Raw genomic sequence first — 21,444 nt, 5'->3', positions numbered from 1 at the left:
AAATTTATTTCCTATATAACAACATGTTTGAGAAAAAGTTTAAATATGATGTAAATAATAACAACTCATTTCAGGAGGTCATTATGAAAGCGATTATTTGCACAAAGTATGGACCACCTAATGTTCTCCAGCTTCAAAATGTAGAAAAGCCTAAACCTAAAAAAAATGAAGTATTAGTTAAAATTCACGCAACAAGTGTATCGACTGGAGATTGTAGAATACGTGGCTTTAATAGCCCCCTCTTATTTTGGATTCCTATGCGGATCATATTAGGTTTCAGAAAACCGAGAAAACCTATACTTGGCGTAGAGTTATCCGGTGAAATCGAAGACATTGGAACAGATGTAACACAATTTAAAAAAGGGGATCCAGTTTTTGCATTAACAGAACTCAACCTTGGTGGTTATGCCGAATACACATGCGTGCATGAAAGTGGATTAATAGCATTAAAACCTACCAATGTGACCTATGAAGAAGCTGCTGTTATTCCTTTTGGCGGAACTTCAGCATTGCACTTCCTTAGAAAAGGACAGATAAAAAAAGGGCAACAAGTACTTATATACGGCGCCTCTGGGTCAGTAGGGACGGCAGCCGTACAACTTGCTAAATACTTCGGGGCGACTGTCACAGCCATTTGTAGTAGTTCGAATTTCGATTTAGTAACAGCTTTAGGGGCAGACAACGTAATTGATTATATGAAAGAAGATTTTACTAAGCGGGGCGATCACTACGATATTATATTTGACGCAGTTGGAAAATATAAAAAGTCTCTTTGTACAGATGCATTAATGCCTAATGGAAAATATGTATCTGTGAACGGAATGATGGCAAAGGTCAGTAAAGAAGATATGAACCTACTAAAACAACTAGCTGAAACAGAAAAGCTAAAACCTGTTATTGATAGAATTTACCGATTAGAAGAAGTTGTAGAAGCCCATACGTATGTAGAAATGGGCCATAAGAAAGGAAATGTTTCGATTACCTTAAAATAAAATATATTCTGAAAATATTATTGACAATTCTTTTTGTACGATTTACTATTAGTACCATATTTAAAACTACATACACATACTCTTATCAAGAGTGGCGGAGGGACTGGCCCGATGATGCCCGGCAACCGAGCTTATGACGTATAAGCTAAGGTGCTAATTCCTGCAAAACGAGTTTTCGTTTTGGAAGATAAGGGAGGAATCTATTTCGTCTATTCGGCACCTCTCTTATTTTTGGGAGGTGCTTTTTATTTTGGAACGTATATGAAGGGGGATTTATAGATGAAAAAGGTATTATTAAGCATTGTAAGCGGAGCAGTATTATTATTAGGCGCATGTAGTGCGAGTTCAGATAAAGAGGTAAAAGCATTAGACGAGAAAAAGATTACTGTCGGTGTAACAGGTGGACCACATGAACAAATTTTTGAAAAGGTAAAAGAAGTTGCAGCAAAAGATGGTCTGGAAATTGATATAAAAGTATTTAATGATTATGTAGCGCCAAACGTATCTTTAGATGAAAAAAGCCTTGATGTAAATAGCTACCAAACGAAATCGTATTTAGATGTATTTAAAGCTGAACGCAATATGAAATTAGCTGAAGTATTTTCAACAGTAACATTCCCTATGGGCGTATATTCTAAAGATATAAAAGATGTAAAAGACTTAAAAGACGGCGATGCGATTGCTGTACCAAATGACCCAACGAATGAACTTCGAGCTTTAAAATTATTTGAAAAAGCAGGGGTTTTAAAAGTTGATCCAAAGGCTACAGAAAAAGCGACTGCAAAAGATGTAATTGAAAATCCAAAAAAATTAAAGATTGTCGAATTAGAGGCATCTCAATTACCAACGCAACTAAGTGAAGTAAAAGCAGCTGCAATTAACACAAACTTTGCATTAGGTGCAAAATTAAGTCCAGCGAAAGATTCTATTTTCCGCGAAGGAAAAGATTCACCATATGTGAACTGGGTTGTTGTTCGTACTGAAAATAAAGATGATGCCGTTGTAAATAAATTAAAGAAAGCTTATCAATCTAAAGAAGTAAAAGAGTTTATCGAGAAAAAATTTGATGGTTCAGTTTTACCATCTTGGTAGGAGCTGACGATAATGATTGAATTTAAAAACATATCCAAAGTATTTTCAACAAAAAAAGGGACTGTTGAGGCTCTTAAGTCTACTTCCCTTAAAGTAGAAAAAGGCGAGGTATTTGGAATCATTGGGTATAGCGGCGCTGGTAAAAGCACATTGATTCGATGTGTAAATTTATTAGAAAAACCAACGACAGGAAATATCATTGTAAACGAACAAGACTTAACAACGTTATCGACAAAAGAACTAGCAAAAGCGAGACAAAAAATCGGAATGATCTTTCAAGGATTCAATTTACTTAAAACTGTTACCATCTATGAAAACATTGCATTACCTTTACGCCTTGCTGGCATTCCAAAAGCGGAAATTAAAAAAAGGGTAGAAAAATATTTACGCATTGTCGATCTTTTCAATCGAAAAGATGCTTATCCAAGTGAACTTTCTGGCGGTCAAAAACAGCGCGTTGCAATTGCACGTGCACTATCACATGAGCCTGAAGTGTTATTAAGTGACGAAGCAACGAGCGCTTTAGATCCAGAAACAACTGATTCTATTCTTGATTTGTTATTAAAGATTAACGAAGAAATTGGAATTACGATTTTACTCATTACACACGAAATGAACGTTATCCAACGTATATGCGACCGCGTTGCCGTTATGGAACATGGATCTGTAGTCGAAAGTGGGACTGTGAAAGATATTTTCACAAACCCACAACATGTAACAACGAAGAAATTTGTAAATAGCGCCTTTGCAGCTAAAATTCCAGAAGAGGTACAGAAAGAACTACAGAATACTGGAGAAATTGTAACACTTTCATTTATTGGCACTACTTCAGGTGAACCTGCCTTAGCTGTTGCCACAAAACGTTTCCAAGTGTATCCGAATATTTTATCCGGTAATATTACGCAGTTAAAACATGAAGCATATGGGAAACTAGTCGTTCATATGCAAGGAGAACAAAATGAAATCCACCGTGCTTTATCATTTTTACAAGAGCAAGGAATCATTGTAGAAGGAGGTAGAACAGATTATGGGAAACAAGTCCTTTTTGGATGAATGGGGTAAAGTCATATGGGAAGCCACAATTCAAACCTTTCAAATGACATCTATTTCATTACTTATCTCTATCCTTATTGCATTACCACTTGGCGTCACACTTGTTTTAACGAGACCTGGTGGGCAGCGTGAAAATAAAATCATCTATCCTATTCTTAATACGGTTATTAATATCATTCGCTCTCTTCCATTTATCATTCTATTATTCTTCATCTTACCTTTTACAAAGTTTCTAATGGGAACATCCATTGGCGTGCAAGGGGTGATCGTACCACTTGTCGTCTTCACAGCTCCCTATATCGCACGTTTAATGGAGACGGCTTTACTAGAAGTAGATCGCGGTGTCATTGAAGCCTACCAAGCGATGGGCGTTTCTACTATAAAAATCATTTGGCATGTTATGGTGAAAGAAGCTCGTCCCTCCCTTGTACTTGGATTAACAATTGCAACGATTGGCTTAATCGGCGCAACAGCAATGGCTGGTCTTGTAGGTGCTGGCGGGCTAGGGGACTTAGCATATCGCTTCGGACATTTACGCTACGAACCAGAAGTAATGTATGCAACCGTCTTTATTCTAATTATCCTCGTTCAAGGATTACAGTCTTTAGGTAATGGTGTTGCACGAAGACTGAAGAAAGATTAAAAAAGAAGGTATCTCCCCAGGGGGAGATACCTTCTTTTTATCCCGCATTAACGGGCAGTAAGATCCCGCCTCAAAATTCAGCGGAAGCAAAAAAGTTAGGCGGGGGAATCACTGCCCGTAAAAGCCCGATTGGTTCAACTAATAATCAGTGGGGGATGAACCCCCCACTGATTAAAGTTTCACTTTACCTTTTAAATCCACCTTCTGAATGAATAACTTGCCCCGTAATCCACTCAGCTTCTTCACTTACTAAAAATTTAATGAGTCTAGCTGCATCCTTTGGCTCACCAATTCTGCCAAAAGGAAACATCGGCTTTAACCCTTGTTTTATCTCTTCATTCATCCATCCTGTATCGGTTGGTCCTGGATTAATTGCATTCACTGTTATTCCTAAATGAGCTACCTCTGCTGACAACGTACTAGTAAGAGCATCAATAGCTCCCTTCGTTGTCGCATAAGCTAGTTCTCCTGCCATAGGACCTTGAAATTGCCCCGAAGTAATATTAACAATTCTACCACCAGATTTCTTATCAAATCCTCGGGCAAATTGACTACTGAGCAATGTAGTCGCACGAATATTCACCATATAATGCTTATCTAATTCTTCAGCAGTCAACGTAGAGAAATCATTATTCGTAGAATATGCTGCATTATTAATTAATATATGAGGGTACCCTAATTGTTCAGTAACTTTATTTATAAGCTCTTTCGGTGCATCATTCCGAGTTAAATCTAACTCCATGCTCGATACTCTAACACCATTTTGTAATAGCTCTTCTTCTAATTGTATTTGTTCATTTTTATCAACGCCCCATGGCATCTCTTTATCATAATCCGTCCAGTACGTAAAAAATATATCGTATCCTGATTCAGCTAATTCTTTGCAAATTGCTGCGCCTATACCGTCTAGACGACTTACGCCTGTAACAACTGCTACTTTATTTTTTAATTGGTTCATCATATACTCCTCCAAGTTTAAAGGACGCATATTTTATATAAGAGATATAAATTTCCCCACCTAGACCTCTGTCCTTACAAAAGGGATGTACAAGCCAACTATGCAGTCCTTGCATGATTTACAAATAGCTAAATAAACCCTCACTTATGAGAGCAAAATTTATCTATCTAGTAGTTTCTAATCATTACAAGTTCATCCACATATCTAGTCTTTGCCTCCTTTTGATATATCTCTATTATTAGTCTATCAAAAAAGATGAAATGTTACAAAAAATAAAACAATTACTCACAACATATATTCGTTCACATTTCCTCCATTGTGAATCTTTTCACAATGGATATATAATAAACTTGTAAATATAATATTGGAGGGATTTCAATGGTTATCAATTTTTTAAGAACTGATAAACGTGCTACTTTCATATTATTATTATTACGGCTTTACATAGGGTATACATGGCTCGCTGCTGGGATAGGCAAAGTCTTCGGACAATCTTTTGACGCAAGTGGTTTTCTAAAAGGTGCTATTGCTCAAGCATCAGGTGACCACCCTGCAGTACAAAGTTGGTGGGCAGATTTTCTTCAACATTTTGTTCTTCCAAACGCAGACCTATTTAGCTTTTTAGTTCAATGGGGAGAAATTTTAGTAGGTCTAGGTTTAATTTTAGGCGGATTAACAAAAACAGCTGCATTTTTCGGAATCATAATGAATCTTTCATTTTTATTAAGCGGAACTGTTAGTGTAAACCCAAACCTACTTATTTTGACTATGTTCATTTTAGTTGCAGGGCAAAACGCTGGACGTATTGGATTAGATGGCTATGTTTTCCCTAAACTTTTCCGTAAAAACAACCACGGAACATATAAATTAAGTAAAACTGCGTAGTAACAGTTTACTTTTAAAATATAAATAAGAAAAAGAGCCTATAGGCTCTTTTTCTTATTTATCCTAATTTAAACTTTTAACGAGCCACGAAAACCTCTGGCAGCATAGTAAGAGTCTGCTCCATTGTGGTACACGAAAACATGACCGAAGCGATAATCGCAAAATAGAGCACCACCGAGTTCTCGAATATCTGAAGGTGTTTGTACCCAACTTGATGATTTCATGTCAAAATCGCCAAGTTGTTGCAATTCCCGATATTGTTCTTCTGTTAATAGTTCAATGCCCATAGCATTGGCAACATCAATAACGTTATTTTCTGGTTTATGTTTTTTTCTTGATTCTAACGCCTCAAGATCATAACAAAGACTTCTGCGGCCTTTAGGACTCTCCTTTGAACAATCATAGAAAGTATATTTGTCCTTTTCTTCATCATAACCGACAACATCCGGCTCACCGCCAGTTACTTCCATTTCGTTAAGTGACCACAATTTTTCATTATTAGTAGTCAGCTTCGTTTCAACTTTAGCCCATTCAAGACCTTCATGGCGGTTCATGTTTTTCTCAAAACGAGCTTGCAATACTTTCAATAACTCTTCACGTTTTTCTACTAGTAAGTCATTTTTATTTCCTGTCATATTAGTCCTCCCTGATGTGTGTACTGATAGTAGTTTAAGTATATATTTTATAATAAATCATCTCAATATGAAGACTGTTTCAACCTTATGTATATCCTGTACAAATATCCATTATAAAGTCCTAAAACCCTCCATACTCTCTCCAAGAATATAGTGTGAAAACCACATCAAATTCTGTTGCATAATAGCTACATTCATTCCCAGCTGATTAGGACTATATGCCATTCCTTTAAATATAATTAATTCTGTATCAACTTCCATACCCCTTAACCCTTGATATAGCTCATATGCATTTGCAGTCGGAATTCTTGCATCTTTTTCACCATGTTGGATTAAGGTAGGAGTACAGGCCGATTTAATATATGTCATTGGTGATGTTTTCGTATATATTTCTGGATCATTCCATGGATTATCCCCTAAATACATCCTAATAAAGTAAGGAATATCTGTATTTACATAATGAGTGCGCCAATTAGTAATTCCACCACCAACTGAAATAGCTTTAAATCTACTGCTAAATGTAGAACAGAAAGCTGATATATATCCTCCGTTACTCCATCCCATAACTCCTACTCTATCTGTATCTACTATCCCTTGATCAACTAGTTTATCCACCCCTGATATAACATCATCGTAGTCAGCGATTCCCTGTTTTCTATAGTTTGCTTTTAAGAATTCATTACCATAACCAGAACTTCCTCTGTAGTTTGGCTCTAAAACGATAAAGCCTTTTTCGATAAACTGTTCAATCGGATATTTCTCATTGAAACAGTCTGAAAATATCGGAAAGGATGCCCAAGCCGGCCCACCGTGAATTACTACTAATAAAGGATATTTTTTATTAGTGTCAAACTCTACGGGGGTTGATATAACACCCTCTATTTCAAGACCATCACTACTTTTCCATGAGATGACTTCCCTCTTACTTTTAAGCTTCCCTTCGAAAAAGCTATTCTCATCCGTTATTTTTTTATCATCCAAATAGATTTCAAAGGTTTCATTTGTTATAGCCTTATTATAGGTTATATGATTTCCATCCTTTGTTATAGAGGCATCCATTATAAAGCCATCTACTTTGTCGCTTAATGCTTCCACAGTGCCACCTTCAGCTAGTAATCCAATACGATAATTCGTTTTATCCTGCCATCTAATTAAAATGCCTTTAGCTGTCCACTGTAATGGCGTAACCGTACTATCAAAATTTGTTAGAGGCTGAATTACCTCTCCAGTATTCATATCATATATCTCTACTATACTTTCTTGTATATGGTTTCTATAGTAATCCTTCTCTCTTATGCTTGCTGAGTAACAGATTTTGCTGCCCTCTGGAGAAAAACAAACGCTCCCGCCCAACAACTTATCTACATTCATCTGTTGTAGTTCCCTAGCTTCAACATCTAATATGTATAGATCACCATTCATATGATCGTTTAGGCTTGGTGTAGCCATAAATACAACCTTTGCCCCATCATCTGAAATATCAAATCCATGGATATAAAAATCCTTACCATCAGTTAATTGATAAACACCACTAACCCCTTGTTCCTCTTTATCATTTTGTATCACTTTTTCTATTTCAATGTAATATAAACAATTATTCTGATGTTCCTTGCCTACATGTTGGAAATTTCCATATTGTTCCTTACGTTTCTTTATTTCCTCACATTCTTTTGATTGTGCAACATAATAAAAACCTTTACCCGTAGGATCCCATTTGAATGTACTGATCCCTTCTTCCTCATCAGTAATTTGCACCCCACCATAACCATCTAGTGACTTAATAAAGATTTGATTTTTCCCATTACCAACAGGGCTAAGGTATGCAATATCCCTAGAACTTGGAGACCATGACGGGCATGTACTATCTATATCCTCATTTGTTAATGGATAACTCTGCCCCTTATCTTTTTCATATACCCATACATGGTTTCTATATGTATTGTCTTTCCAGTTAGTCGTCTTCTTAACAAACGCTACGTTGTTGCCATCATCACTTATATTTGTACTTGTTAAGGCCGATAATGAAATAATCTCTTCTATACTTAAATATGTTTTTTCATTCACTTTCATCAATATACCCCCTTGTAATGTCCATGAATCTATCGTCTCTTCTTGTCATAATAAAGAAAATCGGTCACGAATACTTAAAATGATAACGGAAAATTCAGATAAATAAAAGTAGTTCTATTCCAAATCAGATAAAATAAGACTTTCATTAGTCGGGTTCTTTCCATCTCCCACTATCCACTTATCAATTTTAGATGTTCTTTTTCGACACAAAAATACCCCTTTAGATAAAATATCTAAAGGGGTACAAATTTGTAAATTTATTTTAAAGCTATAACTATATTTATTAACCTACCAATCTCCTACTCAACCGTAACAGACTTAGCTAAGTTACGTGGCTTATCAACATCACACTCGCGGTGAAGTGCTGCGTAGTATGAGATAAGTTGGAATGGAATAACTGCTACTAGCGGTGCTAGTGCTTCGTGTACAGCTGGTAATACGAAGCTGTCTCCTTCCATTTCTAAGCCTTTCATTGAGATGATACATGGGTTAGCTCCGCGTGCTACTACTTCTTTCACGTTACCACGAATTCCAAGGTTTACGTGCTCTTGTGTAGCAAGTGCGATAACTGGTGTACCATTTTCGATTAAAGCGATTGTACCGTGTTTTAACTCTCCTCCAGCAAATCCTTCTGCTTGGATGTAAGAGATTTCTTTTAGTTTTAACGCACCTTCTAATCCTACGTAGAAGTCTACGCTACGTCCGATGAAGAAACAGTTACGCGTTGTCGCTAAAAATTGTTTTGCTAATGCGTCCATTTCTTCTTTTTGATCACAAAGTTCTATCATTGCATTTGCTACAAGTCCTAGTTCGTGTGTTAAATCGAAATCAAGAACTTCACCTTTTGCTTTAGCAATATCAGCTGCTAAAATTGAAAGTACTGCAAGCTGTGCTGTGTAAGCTTTTGTTGATGCAACTGCAATTTCTGGTCCAGCGTATAACGGAAGTGTATAATCCGCTTCACGAGAAAGCGTAGAACCAGGCACGTTTGTAATTGTTAATGCTTTATGACCCATTTCATTTGTTTGTACAAGTACTGCACGGCTATCAGCTGTTTCACCACTTTGTGAAATGTAAATGAAGAATGGTCTTTCTGTTAATAATGGCATGTTGTAAGAGAATTCACTTGCTACATGCACTTCAACTGGCATTTTTGCAAACTTCTCGATAAATTGTTTTCCAACAAGACCTGCATGATAACTCGTTCCACATGCAATGATGTAAATACGATCGCTATCTAAAATCGCATTGCGGATGTCTTGATTTAATTCAATTTCGCCATTTTCATCTTGATACTTTTGAATTATATTACGGATTACAAGTGGTTGCTCATCGATTTCTTTAAGCATGAAGTGAGGATATGTTCCCTTTTCAATATCACTTGCGTCTAATTCCGCTGTAAACGGTGCACGTTCAATCGTTTCACCTTGTAAGTTTTTAATTGTAATACTTTCTTTCGTTACGATTACGATTTCTTTATCCATTAACTCAATAAATTGATCTGTAACTTGTAACATCGCCATAGCGTCGCTTGCCACAACATTAAAGTTGTCACCAACACCTACTAATAGCGGGCTTTTGTTTTTAGCAACATAAATCATGTTTGGATTTTCAGCATCAAGTAATCCGATTGCATAAGAGCCATGTAAAAGAGATAGCGTATTACGGAACGCTTCTTCTACACTTAATCCTGTGCTCACTTGTTGTTCCATAAGCTGTACGATAATCTCTGTATCTGTTTCACTTACGAACGTTACATCTTGTAAATATTCCTTTTTCACTAATTCATAGTTTTCAATTACACCGTTATGAACTAGTGTAAAGCGTTTTGATGTACTTTGATGCGGATGCGCGTTTACTTTACTTGGAACACCGTGTGTAGCCCAGCGTGTGTGTCCGATACCTACGCTTGCTGCTACGTTCTCATCTACGATTTCACGAAGTTTTGCGATACGGCCTTTTTCTTTGTATACAACAACACCGTTCTCTGCTTGTACTGCAATACCTGCTGAATCATATCCACGATATTCTAGCTTTTCTAAACCTTTTAATAAAATTTCCTTTGCATCTTGCTCTCCAATAAATCCTACGATTCCACACATGTTTAGTCGCCGTTACAAATGCTTACACTGCTCTGCGAACATGTAACGACATAGTCCGATACCATTTTTATTTATACTAAAAAACGGATTACATATTGCTAGCCCTGTAAGCTTGTAACGGCTTTCACCTTCCTCTCGATTGGGTTTAAGTCCGTATATACTTATACAGCTAGTTTTCATCCGTTCCTCTTCTCTCATCACACTTTCACCTTTGTCCATTAAGTCACCTTAATGATTTAAGTAAAAGTTTGCGGTTGTGATGAACAACCGGGAGTCATCCGCCGAAATCTCGATAAACCCCACCTCGTCAACTACACTATTTGTAGTTCTGGCGCTTTTATAATTTACAATATTTCCTTTGAGAAAAAGAACAAGACCATCTTATAACAAACATGGATAAACCGTCAATGAAATTTTTTTCATCGTCTATAAAACATATGAAAAAGGAGCACTTTTTGTGCTCCTTTTTCATATAAATTCAGCTAATTACTCAGCGCCAACTTCGGCTTTCACAACTTCTACAATGCGATGTACATATGCATCACAAACTTCTTGTGTTGGTGCTTCTGCCATTACACGAATAAGTGGCTCTGTTCCAGATGGACGAACAAGAATACGGCCATCACCGTTCATTTCTTCCTCTACAACACGAATAATTTCTTTAATTTTTTCATTTTCTAATGCTAATTTTTTATCTGTTACACGAACGTTTACTAGCAATTGTGGGAATTTCGTCATTTCTCCTGCAAGCTCAGATAATGGTTTTTTCGTCATTTTCATGATGTTTACAAGTTGAAGTGCACTTAACATTCCGTCACCAGTTGTAATGTAATCAAGTAAGATAATATGGCCTGATTGTTCTCCACCTAAGTTGTAACCACCGCGTTTCATCTCTTCCATTACATAGCGGTCACCAACTGCTGTTTTATCACTTGTAATATTGTTTGCTTCAAGTGCTTTGTAGAAACCTAAGTTACTCATAACAGTTGAAACAACTGTATTATGTTTTAATTGACCAGTTTCTTTCATGTACTTCGCACAAATAAACATAATTTGATCACCGTCAACGATGTTTCCTTTTTCGTCTACAGCAATTAAACGGTCGCCATCGCCATCAAAAGCAAGTCCGATATCCGCACCTTTTTCTTTTACCAATTCAGCTAATACTTCTGGATGTGTAGATCCTACACCTTCGTTAATATTCATACCGTTCGGTGAAGTTCCCATTGTTGAAATGTCAGCTTCTAGGTCTGCAAATAAGTATGGAGCTAGAGAAGAAGTTGCACCATGTGCACAATCTAAAGCGATATGTAGACCAGAGAAATCTTCTTCAACAGTTTGTTTAATGTACTGTAAATATTTTTGTCCACCTTCAAAGTAATCGCTCACTTGTCCAAGATTAGTACCTGTTGGACGTGGTAGTTCATCAACTTCTTTGTCTAATAAAGCTTCAATTTCAGCTTCTTGCTCATCTGTTAATTTAAAACCGTCTGAACCAAAGAATTTAATACCGTTATCTTGTACTGGATTATGAGATGCAGAAATCATAACACCCGCTTGTGCGTCTAGTGCTTTTGTTAAATAAGCAACGCCCGGTGTAGAAATAACGCCAAGGCGCATTACTTCTGCTCCAGTTGATAATAGACCTGCTACTAAAGCTCCTTCTAACATATGGCCAGATACACGTGTATCACGACCGATAATTACTTTTGGACGATCTGTATCTTTTGTTAATACATAACCGCCAAAACGCCCAATTTTGAAAGCTAATTCAGGTGTTAACTCCTTATTTGCAACTCCGCGTACTCCATCTGTACCAAAATATTTACCCATTATGATTCGCTCCTTTTTCTTGCTCTTTTTGATTATGGTTATCTACTGTTGGTTCTTGACTAGTTTCTTTATCTTTATCTTGATTTTGGTTTTGATTATTTTCCTGTTCCTTTTCTGGATTAGGTTCAGGATTTTTTGGTTTCTCAGTTTGATTTTCTTGATTGGTGTTTGAATCCGGTTCTTGACCGTTACCCTGTACTTCTTTATCTGGTTTTTCTTTTTTCACAATAGTAACTTTAGCATTTTTTTGCTTTGACTCTATTGAAATATTACCAGGACCACTCACTTGAATGGAAATATCTTTCGTCCCTGGAGATATATTTTGCAAATTAATTACCGCTGTTATTTGAGCAGCTGTTATTTTATCTACTATACTTGCTTCTCCTGAAATATCAACACTTATCTTTCCATCTTGCGGCGAAAGTAACTGAGCAGTAACATCTTTAGAAAGTCCATTTTTTTGGATTGGGATACCATCAATCGTTTTTGTTTTCGTTTGTTTTGTTTTTTGCACTCCCACCGAAACTTTCACTTGATTCGGTTTTGCGCTTGTTACACCCTTGGGTAATAAAACAGAGGCATCGAATGTTGTAGACTCTGTCAATTGACTAAGATCTACTTCGACCCCCTCTATCGATTGTATATTATCCAAAATATCTTTTGGACCTGCTATCGTTACTTCTTTTGGCTCAACACTAATATTTGTAATTGCCAATCCTTCTGCTAAACTCCCCTTTTTCGTGTATGTTATAGGAACAGTTTTTTCAGTATTATTGGCTGTAGTTTGCGTTGCCACATTCAACGTTACACTAATCTTAGATGGACTTGTTCTTACATTTAAACGTTTTCCTTCTTTATTGTATAATGTAACTTCGGGCGTTTTTGTAACAGTTTTATTAACACCTTTTAAATCAACATACGCTTTGGCAGATGAAATACTTTCAATTTCTTCTTTCGTCCCAACTACCTCAACAGTATCCGGTTTAAGGTTTGATTTTTCGAGAGTAGCTCCCGCTGGCATCTGATCCTCATTTGATAATTTCAAATCTACATGAACATATTTTCTCGCCTTTTCATGAAGAGTAACTTTAATTGTTGATGGCTGAACTGTTCCTTTCACATCATCTGGAAGCCCGTTCGTTTTTAAAGAAACTTCATAAGTTCCTTTTGCACTATCTCGCAAATCAATTGTTATGTCAAATTGTTTTTTTGCTTTTGCTGTAGCAACTGCTGCCTTTGGGCCCTCTAACTTCACTTTAACGCCCTCTGACGGAATACCACTTACAATATATTTCTCTTCATCATACTTAACCTTAATACCATAATTAGTTAATGTTTCTTTCGCATCATTCGCGAAAGGTACTATACCTGATGTCGTATTTTTTTCAGTTAACGTCGCTGACATAAAAAGCATACACGCCAATAGTAATGAGATCCCTTTTAAAAACCAATGATTCTCCATTAACTTATCCATGACGCTTTCTCCTCCAATTCCATAAAGACGAAGAAGTCGTTTTTTCGTTTCCACTAAATTCAGCTAATAACATATCCTTCAGCTGTTCTGTCTTCAAGTCACGATGCAACTTGCCATTTTTCGTTAAAGAAATTTGACCAGTTTCTTCCGACACAACTACTGTAATACTATCAGTGACTTCACTAACTCCCATTGCAGCACGATGTCTAGTTCCTAATTCTTTAGAAATAAACGGACTTTCTGATAATGGAAGATAGCATGCTGCTGCTTTAATTGTACTTCCTTGCATAATTACTGCTCCGTCATGAAGAGGTGTATTTGGAATAAAAATATTAATAAGTAGTTCCGATGATACGTTTGCATTCAGCGGAATACCCGTTTCCACATAATCACCCATACCGGTCTCTTTTGACAAAGTAATTAATGCACCAATTCTACGTTTTCCCATATATTCGGTTGCTTTTGCTATCGCTGTTGCAACCATCTCAGGTTCATCATCCTCATGAGTTCCAACACGCGAAAATAAACTCCCGCGTCCTAGCTGCTCAAGTGCTCTTCGTAATTCTGGCTGAAAGATAATAATAACGGCTAAAAATCCCCACGTTAATACTTGTTCAGTTAGCCAATATAGCGTATGCAATTCAAGGAAAATACTGATCATCCGAACGACAATAATAACTGTAATCCCTTTTAAAAGTTGAACAGCCTTCGTCCCTCGGATTATGAGAATTAGCTTATATATAATAAACCATACAACGGCAATATCTAATACCGTACTAAGATATTTCAAAATGGTCGTATCTTCAAAAGGCATGCTAACCCTTCCTCCTACTTACGAGCAATTCTATCCATATATTGAAATATTGTTTTATGCTCTATCTGTATGTATTTCCAACAACTAGTTAATTATACCATACATGAAACAAACGACAATTACAAACAACCCCCTTTAGCTCAAATTGGTAAGATGTCAAACATTTTTATTGTACAGTATAATATAAATCATTATTATACGCTTATTTTCAAATAAAAAAAGCAACTTCTCAGTTGCTTTTCTTACATTTATTTTAGTTTTTCACCGAATAAAGAACCCATTAAAGCAACTGCTGTTGTTGCCGTTCTATTTCTCTCATCTAAAATCGTATTTACCTCAACAAATTCAGCAGATGTGATAATATCCGCTTCTGCCAACATTTCCATCGCCAAGTGGCTTTCACGATAAGATAGACCACCAATTACAGGCGTCCCAACACCTGGTGCATCATGAGGATCAAGACCATCTAAATCTAATGATAAGTGTACACCATCAGTATGAGATAAATATGCGATTGTTTCTTCCATAACAGCCGTCATCCCCATACGATCAATTTCATGCATTGAGAACACTTTAATACCTTCATTGCGAATGAAATCTTTTTCTCCTTCATCCAATGCACGCGCACCGATAATTACGACATTCTCTTTTTTCACCTTTGGATATGCTCCATATAAATCTACAAGTGAAGAATGTCCATAACCTAAACTTGCTGCAAGTGACATACCGTGAATATTTCCAGATGGTGAAGTTTCCTCTGTATTTAAATCACCGTGTGCATCATACCAAATAACACCTAAGTTTTTATAATGTTTTGCTACACCAGCTAATGTACCGATAGCAATACTATGGTCACCACCTAATACAAGTGGAAAACGACCTTCTTCTATAATATGATCCACCTTACTTGCTAATTCATTACATACAGTTGCAACTTGTGTAAGGTTTCTTAATTTTGTATTTTCATCTATCTCTTTTTCTCTCTCTATACGTATATCTCCCATATCTTTAACGTTATATCCAATTTCTTCAATTCTTTCAATTACCCCTGCATAACGGATTGCGCTCGGTCCCATATCAACGCCACGACGCATCTGCCCTAAATCCATTGGAACTCCAATAACTGAGATTTCTTTTTTCATAGATAGTATCCCCCTTCTGTGCCTTCACTAAATATTTTAAATCTTTTATATAGTCTGACTCAACTCGACATTTTTCTGTATGGATATACAAATTATTCACTTATATTCACGTTGAAAATCAAATTTCAAGACTATTCTATGTATAAAGTTAACTTAATGAAACAATCACAATCACTATTATTAAATAATAATAAAAAAACAACCCTACATTTAGAAGTGTTTTTCTGACGCTATTTTCCATACTGTTGCAATATTCTTCGTTGTCATTTCAATATTTTCTTCTGCTACTCTATATGCTTCTTCTAGTGTCATCGGTCTCGTTGTAATACTAAATACCGCATCTATTCCTTTCTCGTACACGGCTGAATAATCAGATGATACAGACCCTCCAATAGCAATTACAGGCACAGAAAAACGTTTCGCACGCCCCGCAACACCAACAGGAGCCTTCCCATATGCAGTTTGTTCATCTATTCTACCTTCACCAGTTATAATGAGATCTGCATCTTCTATATGTTTATCGAAATTTGTATAATCCAATACAATTTCAATGCCCCTTCGCAAGTCTCCCTTTAGCACTGAAATAACAGCCGCTCCCATTCCTCCTGCTGCCCCTGCACCAGGTATTTCAGATACATCAGAAGATACATATCTTTTAAGGATATTCGCATAATGTTTTAAATTCTCATCTAGCTCTTTCATCATCTCTACATTCGCACCCTTTTGTCTCCCAAATACGAAAGATGCTCCCTGCATTCCGACTAATGGATTATCCACATCACATGCCGCTTCTATCTTTACCCCCTTTAAGCGTGGGTCCATTTGTGAAAAATCAATAGCAACAATCGAATGTAACGTACCTCCAGATGGATCTATTACTTCACCCTTGTCATTTATAAATCTTACTCCTAAAGCTGCTAACATGCCTGCCCCACCATCGTTTGTAGCACTTCCTCCAAGTCCTAAAATTATGTACTCCGCCCCTTGATTTAGCGCATGTAATATAAGTTCTCCTGTTCCTTTTGTCGTTGTAATAAGTGGGTTTCGCTTTTCAACTGGAACGTGCTGTAATCCTGATGCTGCTGCCATTTCAATAAACGCTGTCTTTTTATCTTTAGACACGCCATAAAAAGCTTGTACACTTTCTCTAAGCGGTCCTGTCACACTAATTGATATAATTCTCCCCCCTGTAGCATCAACAAGCGATTCAACCGTCCCTTCTCCTCCATCTCCAATTGGTATTTTCACATACTTTGCATTAGGAAAAATTGCTCTAAAACCTCTTTCAATAGCTTCACATACTTCTATAGCTTTTAGGCTTTCTTTATATGAATCAGATGCAATAACAACTTTCACAATTATCCCCCATCCCTTATTTTTACGTTTTCTTCATTTTAAACGATAAATATAAAAGTTGTCTTTTTAAACACAAAAAAGCTTACATCATATGATGTAAGCTTTTTCTATTTAGATGGAGCCTAGCGGGATCGAACCGCTGACCTCCTGCGTGCAAGGCAGGCGCTCTCCCAGCTGAGCTAAGGCCCCTTAGTAATAAAGCGGAAGACGGGATTCGAACCCGCGACCCCAACCTTGGCAAGGTTGTATTCTACCACTGAACTACTTCCGCGAAAATGGTGAGCCATGAAGGATTCGAACCTTCGACCCTCTGATTAAAAGTCAGATGCTCTACCAACTGAGCTAATGGCTCGTAAATGGCTGGGCTAGCTGGATTCGAACCAGCGCATGACGGAGTCAAAGTCCGTTGCCTTACCGCTTGGCTATAGCCCATTAATATTTACTAGTATGGTTATCTTCTCAAAAAAATAAACCCTTTCAGGTTATTTTTAAGAAAATGGTGGAGGGGGGCAGATTCGAACTGCCGAACCCGAAGGAGCGGATTTACAGTCCGCCGCGTTTAGCCACTTCGCTACCCCTCCGACATTTAAACATATATGGTGGAGGATGACGGGATCGAACCGCCGACCCCCTGCTTGTAAGGCAGGTGCTCTCCCAGCTGAGCTAATCCTCCAAAAGTGGTGACCCGTACGGGATTCGAACCCGTGTTACCGCCGTGAAAGGGCGGTGTCTTAACCACTTGACCAACGGGCCAAAAATTTAAAAACTTTTTCCAAGCTTCCAACCGGGCTTGAACCGGTGACCTCTTCCTTACCATGGAAGTACTCTACCAGCTGAGCTATGGAAGCATAATGGCTCCGCAGGTAGGAATCGAACCTACGACCGATCGGTTAACAGCCGATAGCTCTACCGCTGAGCTACTGCGGAATAATACAAGCCTGGCAACGTCCTACTCTCACAGGGACAAGGTCCCAACTACCATCGGCGCTAGAGAGCTTAACTTCCGTGTTCGGTATGGGAACGGGTGTGACCTCTCTGCCATCATTACCAGACTTTTATCATTATACACATTCTTTTCAGAATGTCAAAAGGAATTTTAAATATATATTCCTTCAAAACTAGATAACATTGCTACATATTATATGGTTAAGTCCTCGATCTATTAGTATTCGTCAGCTCCACATGTCACCATGCTTCCACCTCGAACCTATCAACCTGATCATCTTTCAGGGATCTTACTAGCTTACGCTATGGGAAATCTCATCTTGAGGGGGGCTTCATGCTTAGATGCTTTCAGCACTTATCCCTTCCGCACATAGCTACCCAGCTATGCCCTTGGCAGAACAACTGGTACACCAGCGGTGCGTCCATCCCGGTCCTCTCGTACTAAGGACAGCTCCTCTCAAATTTCCTACGCCCACGACGGATAGGGACCGAACTGTCTCACGACGTTCTGAACCCAGCTCGCGTACCGCTTTAATGGGCGAACAGCCCAACCCTTGGGACCGACTACAGCCCCAGGATGCGATGAGCCGACATCGAGGTGCCAAACCTCCCCGTCGATGTGGACTCTTGGGGGAGATAAGCCTGTTATCCCCGGGGTAGCTTTTATCCGTTGAGCGATGGCCCTTCCATGCGGAACCACCGGATCACTAAGCCCGACTTTCGTCCCTGCTCGACTTGTAGGTCTCGCAGTCAAGCTCCCTTATGCCTTTGCACTCTACGAATGATTTCCAACCATTCTGAGGGAACCTTTGGGCGCCTCCGTTACACTTTAGGAGGCGACCGCCCCAGTCAAACTGCCCACCTGACACTGTCTCCCGGGTCGATAAGACCCGTAGGTTAGAATTTCAATACAGTCAGGGCGGTATCCCACCAGCGCCTCCACCGAAGCTAGCGCTCCGGTTTCAATGGCTCCCGCCTATCCTGTACAAACTGTACCAAAATTCAATATCAGGCTACAGTAAAGCTCCACGGGGTCTTTCCGTCCTGTCGCGGGTAACCTGCATCTTCACAGGTACTATAATTTCACCGAGTCTCTGGTTGAGACAGTGCCCAAATCGTTACACCTTTCGTGCGGGTCGGAACTTACCCGACAAGGAATTTCGCTACCTTAGGACCGTTATAGTTACGGCCGCCGTTTACTGGGGCTTCAGTTCAGAGCTTCGCTTACGCTAACCCCTCTCCTTAACCTTCCAGCACCGGGCAGGTGTCACCCCCTATACTTCGCCTTACGGCTTCGCAGAGAGCTGTGTTTTTGCTAAACAGTCGCTTGGGCCTATTCACTGCGGCTTTCCGTTAAGAAAGCACCCCTTCTCCCGAAGTTACGGGGTCATTTTGCCGAGTTCCTTAACCAGAGTTCTCTCGCACACCTTAGGATTCTCTCCTCGCCTACCTGTGTCGGTTTGCGGTACAGGCACCTTTTATCTCGCTAGAAGCTTTTCTTGGCAGCGGGGAATCAAAGACTTCGCTCCATAAGGAGCTTCCCCATCACAGCTCAGCCTTCACGATAAGCGGATTTGCCTACTTATCAGCCTAACTGCTTGGACGTGCACAACCAATCGCACGCTTCTTCTATCCTTCTGCGTCCCTCCATTGCTCAAACGATAAAGAGGTGGTACAGGAATATCAACCTGTTGTCCATCGCCTACGCCTGTCGGCCTCGGCTTAGGTCCTGACTAACCCTGAGCGGACGAGCCTTCCTCAGGAAACCTTAGGCATTCGGTGGACGGGATTCTCACCCGTCTTTCGCTACTCATACCGGCATTCTCACTTCTAAGCGCTCCACCAGTCCTTCCGGTCTGACTTCACTGCACTTAGAACGCTCCCCTACCACTGATACCATTGGTATCAATTCGCAGCTTCGGTGGTGTATTTAGCCCCGGTACATTTTCGGCGCAGAGTCACTCGACTAGTGAGCTATTACGCACTCTTTAAATGGTGGCTGCTTCTAAGCCAACATCCTAGTTGTCTAAGCAACTCCACATCCTTTTCCACTTAATACACACTTTGGGACCTTAGCTGGCGATCTGGGCTGTTTCCCTCTTGACTACGGATCTTATCACTCGCAGTCTGACTCCTAAGGATAAGTCATTGGCATTCGGAGTTTGACTGAATTCGGTAATCCGATGAGGACCCCTAGTTCAATCAGTGCTCTACCTCCAAGACTCTTACACTTAAGGCTAGCCCTAAAGCTATTTCGGGGAGAACCAGCTATCTCCAGGTTCGATTGGAATTTCTCCGCTACCCACACCTCATCCCCGCACTTTTCAACGTGCGTGGGTTCGGGCCTCCATTCAGTGTTACCTGAACTTCACCCTGGACATGGGTAGATCACCTGGTTTCGGGTCTACGACCACGTACTAAACGCCCTATTCAGACTCGCTTTCGCTGCGGCTCCGCCTCTTCAGCTTAACCTCGCACGGGATCGTAACTCGCCGGTTCATTCTACAAAAGGCACGCCATCACCCATTAACGGGCTCTGACTATTTGTAGGCACACGGTTTCAGGATCTCTTTCACTCCCCTTCCGGGGTGCTTTTCACCTTTCCCTCACGGTACTGGTTCACTATCGATCACTAGGGAGTATTTAGCCTTGGGAGATGGTCCTCCCAGATTCCGACGGAATTTCACGTGTTCCGCCGTACTCAGGATACATTCAAGAGAGAACGAAGTTTCGACTACGGGGTTGTTACCCTCTACGACGGACCTTTCCAGGTCGCTTCGTCTACCTCGTTCCTTTGTAACTCCGTATAGAATGTCCTACAACCCCAAGAGGCAAGCCTCTTGGTTTGGGCTATGTTCCGTTTCGCTCGCCGCTACTCAGGAAATCGCATTTGCTTTCTCTTCCTCCAGGTACTTAGATGTTTCAGTTCCCTGGGTCTGTCTTCCATACCCTATGTATTCAGGTAAGGATACCATACCATTACGTATAGTGGGTTTCCCCATTCGGAAATCTTCGGATCAAAGCTTACTTACAGCTCCCCGAAGCATATCGGCGTTAGTCCCGTCCTTCATCGACTCCTAGTGTCAAGGCATCCACCGTGCGCCCTTTCTAACTTAACCAAACTAAAAATTAAAAAATATGAGCTACACTGTTATCTAGTTTTCAAAGAACATACATTTATATATGAGAGATAGTTCTCTCAAAACTGAACAAAACGAAACACGGAAACTTATATTGATGAACAGCGTTCATCAATTCTCCATAGAAAGGAGGTGATCCAGCCGCACCTTCCGATACGGCTACCTTGTTACGACTTCACCCCAATCATCTGTCCCACCTTAGGCGGCTGGCTCCATAAAGGTTACCCCACCGACTTCGGGTGTTACAAACTCTCGTGGTGTGACGGGCGGTGTGTACAAGGCCCGGGAACGTATTCACCGCGGCATGCTG

Annotated in this window: 15 protein-coding genes, 9 tRNA genes, 3 rRNA genes and 1 riboswitch (1 of these 28 running past the window's edge); of the genes, 5 read left to right on the top strand and 22 right to left on the bottom strand. The window is 39.4% G+C overall.

Annotated elements, in window-relative coordinates:
* The first annotated feature begins 83 nt into the window (after nucleotides 1–83).
* From AC241_RS01010 to AC241_RS00995, 4 genes are all read left to right on the top strand, one after another.
* Complete coding sequence (locus AC241_RS01010) at nucleotides 84–992, top strand: NAD(P)-dependent alcohol dehydrogenase (protein WP_050842401.1); 909 nt, start codon at nucleotides 84–86, stop codon at nucleotides 990–992.
* Nucleotides 993–1,071: 79 nt separating this feature from the next.
* Nucleotides 1,072–1,186: riboswitch (SAM riboswitch) on the top strand.
* Between the two features lie 85 nt (nucleotides 1,187–1,271).
* Nucleotides 1,272–2,084 (top strand): MetQ/NlpA family ABC transporter substrate-binding protein, encoded by an 813-nt coding sequence (locus tag AC241_RS01005; RefSeq protein ID WP_000756981.1) that lies wholly within the window; start codon nucleotides 1,272–1,274, stop codon nucleotides 2,082–2,084.
* Nucleotides 2,085–2,096: 12 nt separating this feature from the next.
* Nucleotides 2,097–3,137 carry a methionine ABC transporter ATP-binding protein gene (locus AC241_RS01000; protein ID WP_050842400.1) on the top strand — a complete coding sequence of 347 codons (1,041 nt, stop codon included), beginning with the start codon at nucleotides 2,097–2,099 and terminating at the stop codon, nucleotides 3,135–3,137.
* Nucleotides 3,112–3,780, top strand: a complete 669-nt coding sequence (locus AC241_RS00995; protein ID WP_000527153.1) for a methionine ABC transporter permease — start codon at nucleotides 3,112–3,114, stop codon at nucleotides 3,778–3,780. Before AC241_RS01000 ends, AC241_RS00995 begins: the two co-directional genes overlap by 26 nt.
* A gap of 184 nt (nucleotides 3,781–3,964) precedes the next feature.
* Here AC241_RS00995 and AC241_RS00990 read toward each other — a convergent pair whose 3' ends face one another.
* Nucleotides 3,965–4,741, bottom strand: coding sequence for an SDR family oxidoreductase (locus AC241_RS00990; RefSeq protein ID WP_016084004.1), 777 nt, complete (start codon nucleotides 4,739–4,741; stop codon nucleotides 3,965–3,967).
* A 375-nt stretch (nucleotides 4,742–5,116) separates the two neighbouring features.
* Here AC241_RS00990 and AC241_RS00985 point away from each other — a divergent pair, with 375 nt between their 5' ends.
* Entirely contained in the window at nucleotides 5,117–5,623 is a 507-nt protein-coding gene (locus AC241_RS00985) for a DoxX family membrane protein (protein WP_000236367.1), read from the top strand.
* 68 nt (nucleotides 5,624–5,691) lie between these two features.
* On the opposite strand, the gene AC241_RS00980 is transcribed toward AC241_RS00985, so the two are convergent.
* The 21 genes from AC241_RS00980 to AC241_RS00880 form a co-directional block, all read right to left on the bottom strand.
* Entirely contained in the window at nucleotides 5,692–6,258 is a 567-nt protein-coding gene (locus tag AC241_RS00980) for a DUF4256 domain-containing protein (RefSeq protein WP_050842398.1), read from the bottom strand.
* A gap of 111 nt (nucleotides 6,259–6,369) precedes the next feature.
* Nucleotides 6,370–8,328 (bottom strand): S9 family peptidase, encoded by a 1,959-nt coding sequence (locus AC241_RS00975; protein WP_050842396.1) that lies wholly within the window; start codon nucleotides 8,326–8,328, stop codon nucleotides 6,370–6,372.
* A 299-nt stretch (nucleotides 8,329–8,627) separates the two neighbouring features.
* The gene (glmS, locus tag AC241_RS00970) at nucleotides 8,628–10,430 is read right to left on the bottom strand and encodes a glutamine--fructose-6-phosphate transaminase (isomerizing) (RefSeq protein ID WP_016084009.1); all 1,803 of its coding nucleotides are present in this window, start codon (nucleotides 10,428–10,430) and stop codon (nucleotides 8,628–8,630) included.
* Nucleotides 10,431–10,442: 12 nt separating this feature from the next.
* Nucleotides 10,443–10,628 (bottom strand): hypothetical protein, encoded by a 186-nt coding sequence (locus tag AC241_RS00965; RefSeq protein WP_001206405.1) that lies wholly within the window; start codon nucleotides 10,626–10,628, stop codon nucleotides 10,443–10,445.
* 288 nt (nucleotides 10,629–10,916) lie between these two features.
* The gene (glmM, locus tag AC241_RS00960; RefSeq protein WP_000521479.1) at nucleotides 10,917–12,263 is read right to left on the bottom strand and encodes a phosphoglucosamine mutase; all 1,347 of its coding nucleotides are present in this window, start codon (nucleotides 12,261–12,263) and stop codon (nucleotides 10,917–10,919) included.
* Nucleotides 12,256–13,737: a CdaR family protein gene (locus AC241_RS00955; protein ID WP_029441428.1), complete on the bottom strand. Its 1,482-nt coding sequence runs from the start codon at nucleotides 13,735–13,737 to the stop codon at nucleotides 12,256–12,258. Before AC241_RS00955 ends, glmM begins: the two co-directional genes overlap by 8 nt.
* Nucleotides 13,730–14,551: a diadenylate cyclase CdaA gene (gene cdaA / locus AC241_RS00950; RefSeq protein WP_016084011.1), complete on the bottom strand. Its 822-nt coding sequence runs from the start codon at nucleotides 14,549–14,551 to the stop codon at nucleotides 13,730–13,732. The genes AC241_RS00955 and cdaA overlap by 8 nt, the downstream gene beginning before the upstream one ends.
* A gap of 248 nt (nucleotides 14,552–14,799) precedes the next feature.
* Nucleotides 14,800–15,693, bottom strand: a complete 894-nt coding sequence (gene rocF / locus AC241_RS00945; protein ID WP_000711581.1) for an arginase — start codon at nucleotides 15,691–15,693, stop codon at nucleotides 14,800–14,802.
* A gap of 210 nt (nucleotides 15,694–15,903) precedes the next feature.
* Complete coding sequence (locus AC241_RS00940; RefSeq protein ID WP_000869577.1) at nucleotides 15,904–17,049, bottom strand: glycerate kinase; 1,146 nt, start codon at nucleotides 17,047–17,049, stop codon at nucleotides 15,904–15,906.
* Between the two features lie 116 nt (nucleotides 17,050–17,165).
* A tRNA-Ala gene (locus AC241_RS00935) sits at nucleotides 17,166–17,238 on the bottom strand.
* 10 nt (nucleotides 17,239–17,248) lie between these two features.
* A tRNA-Gly gene (locus AC241_RS00930) sits at nucleotides 17,249–17,320 on the bottom strand.
* A gap of 5 nt (nucleotides 17,321–17,325) precedes the next feature.
* Nucleotides 17,326–17,401: transfer RNA gene (locus tag AC241_RS00925), tRNA-Lys, on the bottom strand.
* 5 nt (nucleotides 17,402–17,406) lie between these two features.
* Nucleotides 17,407–17,481 (bottom strand) — tRNA-Gln (locus AC241_RS00920).
* 65 nt (nucleotides 17,482–17,546) lie between these two features.
* A tRNA-Tyr gene (locus AC241_RS00915) sits at nucleotides 17,547–17,630 on the bottom strand.
* A gap of 16 nt (nucleotides 17,631–17,646) precedes the next feature.
* Nucleotides 17,647–17,722 (bottom strand) — tRNA-Val (locus tag AC241_RS00910).
* Nucleotides 17,723–17,727: 5 nt separating this feature from the next.
* Nucleotides 17,728–17,802: transfer RNA gene (locus AC241_RS00905), tRNA-Glu, on the bottom strand.
* Nucleotides 17,803–17,824: 22 nt separating this feature from the next.
* A tRNA-Thr gene (locus tag AC241_RS00900) sits at nucleotides 17,825–17,897 on the bottom strand.
* A gap of 4 nt (nucleotides 17,898–17,901) precedes the next feature.
* Nucleotides 17,902–17,976, bottom strand: a tRNA-Asn gene (locus AC241_RS00895).
* A 9-nt stretch (nucleotides 17,977–17,985) separates the two neighbouring features.
* Nucleotides 17,986–18,101: ribosomal RNA gene (gene rrf / locus AC241_RS00890) — 5S ribosomal RNA — on the bottom strand.
* A gap of 90 nt (nucleotides 18,102–18,191) precedes the next feature.
* Nucleotides 18,192–21,113 (bottom strand): 23S ribosomal RNA (locus AC241_RS00885).
* 146 nt (nucleotides 21,114–21,259) lie between these two features.
* Nucleotides 21,260–21,444: ribosomal RNA gene (locus AC241_RS00880) — 16S ribosomal RNA — on the bottom strand; it runs 1,367 nt beyond the window's last position.
* The 16S, 23S and 5S rRNA genes sit together here with 9 tRNA genes alongside, the layout of an rRNA operon.

The sequence above is a fragment of the Bacillus thuringiensis genome, from assembly GCF_001182785.1.
Classification (GTDB): Bacteria; Bacillota; Bacilli; order Bacillales; family Bacillaceae_G; genus Bacillus_A; species Bacillus_A thuringiensis_S.
Note: the sequence above shows the minus strand (reverse complement) of the source record. Positions and strands in the feature narration are given on the sequence as shown.

What these genes read in the sequence shown, in the direction of transcription:
- AC241_RS01010 (WP_050842401.1), top strand. Translation starts at nt 84, where the DNA reads ATGAAAGCGATTATTTGCACAAAGTATGGACCACCTAATGTTCTCCAG.
- glmM (WP_000521479.1), bottom strand. Translation starts at nt 12,263, where the DNA reads ATGGGTAAATATTTTGGTACAGATGGAGTACGCGGAGTTGCAAATAAG.
- AC241_RS01005 (WP_000756981.1), top strand. Translation starts at nt 1,272, where the DNA reads ATGAAAAAGGTATTATTAAGCATTGTAAGCGGAGCAGTATTATTATTA.
- AC241_RS00975 (WP_050842396.1), bottom strand. Translation starts at nt 8,328, where the DNA reads ATGAAAGTGAATGAAAAAACATATTTAAGTATAGAAGAGATTATTTCA.
- glmS (WP_016084009.1), bottom strand. Translation starts at nt 10,430, where the DNA reads ATGTGTGGAATCGTAGGATTTATTGGAGAGCAAGATGCAAAGGAAATT.
- AC241_RS00955 (WP_029441428.1), bottom strand. Translation starts at nt 13,737, where the DNA reads ATGGATAAGTTAATGGAGAATCATTGGTTTTTAAAAGGGATCTCATTA.
- AC241_RS00985 (WP_000236367.1), top strand. Translation starts at nt 5,117, where the DNA reads ATGGTTATCAATTTTTTAAGAACTGATAAACGTGCTACTTTCATATTA.
- cdaA (WP_016084011.1), bottom strand. Translation starts at nt 14,551, where the DNA reads ATGCCTTTTGAAGATACGACCATTTTGAAATATCTTAGTACGGTATTA.
- AC241_RS00980 (WP_050842398.1), bottom strand. Translation starts at nt 6,258, where the DNA reads ATGACAGGAAATAAAAATGACTTACTAGTAGAAAAACGTGAAGAGTTA.
- AC241_RS00995 (WP_000527153.1), top strand. Translation starts at nt 3,112, where the DNA reads ATGGGAAACAAGTCCTTTTTGGATGAATGGGGTAAAGTCATATGGGAA.
- rocF (WP_000711581.1), bottom strand. Translation starts at nt 15,693, where the DNA reads ATGAAAAAAGAAATCTCAGTTATTGGAGTTCCAATGGATTTAGGGCAG.
- AC241_RS00990 (WP_016084004.1), bottom strand. Translation starts at nt 4,741, where the DNA reads ATGATGAACCAATTAAAAAATAAAGTAGCAGTTGTTACAGGCGTAAGT.
- AC241_RS00965 (WP_001206405.1), bottom strand. Translation starts at nt 10,628, where the DNA reads ATGAGAGAAGAGGAACGGATGAAAACTAGCTGTATAAGTATATACGGA.
- AC241_RS01000 (WP_050842400.1), top strand. Translation starts at nt 2,097, where the DNA reads ATGATTGAATTTAAAAACATATCCAAAGTATTTTCAACAAAAAAAGGG.